Here is a 2,921-nt window from a genome sequence, read left to right on the forward strand (position 1 = left end):
GCTTCGCGATCTCGACAATGTTCGCGGCTTCTTAGGTGGAAACGGTCCGACAGCGTTCTTCGATCTGCCATGGATGCTGCTTTATCTTGGCATTTGCTTCCTCCTTCATTTCTGGATCGGCATGACGGCACTTATCGGGGCGGTCGGTCTCACCTCTCTGACACTTCTTGCCAACACTCTCTCGCAACGGCCGATAAGCGATACCGTTGCCCACAACATGGCACGCAATGGTCTGCTGCAAGCAGCGCGTTGCAATGCCGAGGTCGTGCAAGCTCTCGGTCTTGGAAAGCGGATCGCTGCCCGATGGCAAAAGGCCAATGCCAAGTGTCTGGCCGCCAACCGGAAAGCTGGGGACGTGGCAGGTGGGCTGGGTGCCATTTCAAAATCGCTGCGCGTGCTGCTGCAATCGGCCATTCTTGCCGTGGGCGCGTACCTTGTCATCAGACAGGAGGCTACGGCCGGGGTTATGATTGCCAGTTCGATCATGATGGGGCGTGCGCTGGCTCCGGTCGACCTGGCCATTTCAAGCTGGAAACCTTTCCTCATGGCGCGGCAGGGTTGGGCGCGGCTGGAGGACCTCTTGGAAAAGGTTCCTGAATCCGCTCCTGTTATGCCAATGCCTGCACCTGAACGCGAACTGCGCCTCGAAGGCGTGACAATCGTTCCGCCCGGCGAAAGGAAGCCGACCGTCACCGGCCTTGCGTTTGCCATTCAGGCGGGAAGCGCACTCGGGATCATCGGTGCATCGGGCTCGGGCAAGTCGACACTCTCGCGCGCCATCGTCGGCGCATGGGCGCCGGTCGCCGGAAAGGTTCGCATCGACAGCGCAAGCCTTGATCAATGGGACCGGGAAGCACTAGGCCGTCATATCGGCTATCTGCCACAAGGTGTTGAACTGTTCGACGGCACCATTGCCGAAAACATTGCTCGTTTTGAAGATAATCCTGACCCTGACGCTATTGTCGCCGCGGCGAAAGCAGCGGGCACGCACGAACTGATCCTCCGATTTGAGCACGGCTACGAAACTCCGATCGGTGAGGCCGGATCGGCACTTTCCGCCGGGCAGCGCCAGCGTATCGGTCTTGCCCGTGCTCTTTATCGAGACCCTTTCCTTGTTGTGCTGGATGAACCCAATGCCAATCTCGATGCGGAAGGCGAGGCTGCGGTCGTTAAGGCGATCGCCTCCGTGCGCGAGCGCAAGGGCATTGCGGTTGTCGTCGCCCATCGGCCGAGCGCCATCCGCGCCGTGGATTTGGTGTTGGTGATGGAAGGTGGACGGCAGCGAGCATTCGGTGCGCGTGATGAAGCACTGTCCAAAGTCCTGAAGGGGACAGCGATGGCACGAGGCGCTGGCGTCAAGGCCATCGAATCTACACAGGATCATGTGGGAGAGCGCGCTGACATGGAGGATCCCGGTGTCCGGCATTGATCAGAACAATGACGTTTCCAGCTCCATTCGCCGGCACCCGGTGGCGGGCCTTCTGACCGAGTGTGATCTTTGTGGGAGGAGCCGGAGCCTGGGCGGCCTTCACGAATCTCTCCGGTGCGGTTGTCGCGTCCGGACACTTTGTCGTCGATTCCTATGTCAAGAAGGTGCAGCACCCGGCCGGCGGGGTGGTGGGAGAAATCCTGGTGCGCGAAGACGATAAAGTGAAAGCCGGCGACATCCTCATGCGGCTCGATGCCACCCAGGACGCGCGCCAATCTCGCCATAGTCACCAAGCGGCTCGATGAGATCGAAGGATTCGAGGCGCAGGAAATTGCCTGTGAAAAAAGGATCGAGGTTCTCCTAAAGGAAATTGCTGTTCTGAGTGGGCTGCGCGACCAAGGCATTGTCTCGGACCAACGGTTGAACAGCCTGAAGATCCAGGTTGCCACTTTCGGTGGCGAACGCGGTGAGAAGATCGCACATCAGGCACAGACAGCAGCCCGCATAGCCGAAACGCGCCTGCAGATCCCGCAGATCGATCAGGATTTCAAGACCGAAGTCGGCCAGGAGCTCAGAGAGGTTCAGGCGCAGGTCGGGGAGTATGGTGAGCGCAAGGTGGCGGCTGAACAGGAACTGCGACAGATCGATATCGTCGCGCCGCAGTCAGGCACCATTCAACAACTCGCAGTTCATACGCTCGGCGGAGTGATTACGCCCGCCGATCCGATCATGCTAATCGTGCCGGAAGGCGACGATCTTGCGCTGGAAGTACGGATCACCCCGAAGGACATCGACCAAATCCAGCTTGGTCACAAGGCCGTGCTGCGGATGTCAGCCTTCAATCTGAGAACCACGCCGGAATTGAACGGATATGTCAGCCGGATCGCAGCCGATCTGGCGACGGACGAAAAAAACGGCATTTCGTATTACCTGGTGCGTCTATCGGTTCCGCATCTCGGCTCGCGCGAACGCGCTCCCTAATGTTCCATTTCTCGCAATGGGCAGTGCTGGCGAGATACTCGGCAACACAGCCCCATGCCTGTTCTTCCGAGGCCGGCTTGACGGTGAGCGAATGCGTAACGCAGCTGTGAGGACCCGTCAGTTGTCGTTTCAGCTCGGCTTCGGTCAACTTCGACAGCCTGTCGGCGAAAGGCGCTATCACGAGGCCATTGGCGGCAAATTGCCCTCCCCTTGTTGCGCGGTAGCAGCATGCGTGTCGGGGAAGGAACCGTCTCCGGCCCCCATTCATCGCTTAGGCCGCGCCGTACCCGCCGCCACCGGAACTTGTCCACGTCCAGCGCTTACGGTGCGGGTATGCCGGCGTCGAGCAAACAGAGAGAGGTTTGGGCCCAACCAGGGCGGCCGGTTACCAAGTTTTCCTCGTCCGCTTGAGTGTGAATGTTCGGGTCGATCGTCTGGGCGCGTCCCCGCCGCCTGCGAGCCCGCTACTGCTCAGCGGAAGGGCGAAGTGAACGTGAATGCATCCATTTCG

1 protein-coding gene and 1 pseudogene are annotated in these 2,921 nt (G+C 59.8%); both read left to right on the forward strand.

The window, feature by feature from the left end; genetic code table 11:
* Nucleotides 1-1,429: type I secretion system permease/ATPase (locus NKI49_RS33095; RefSeq protein WP_352695933.1), on the forward strand; the 1,429-nt coding region annotated here is incomplete at its 5' end.
* Nucleotides 1,416-2,401, forward strand: a pseudogene (locus NKI49_RS33100) (beta-barrel domain-containing protein); the annotation flags it as partial. The gene NKI49_RS33095 and the pseudogene NKI49_RS33100, both read left to right, overlap by 14 nt.
* Nucleotides 2,402-2,921: the final 520 nt, after the last annotated feature.

Origin of the sequence: Mesorhizobium sp. M0587, from assembly GCF_040320945.1 — a bacterium.
Lineage (GTDB): Bacteria > Pseudomonadota > Alphaproteobacteria > Rhizobiales > Rhizobiaceae > Mesorhizobium.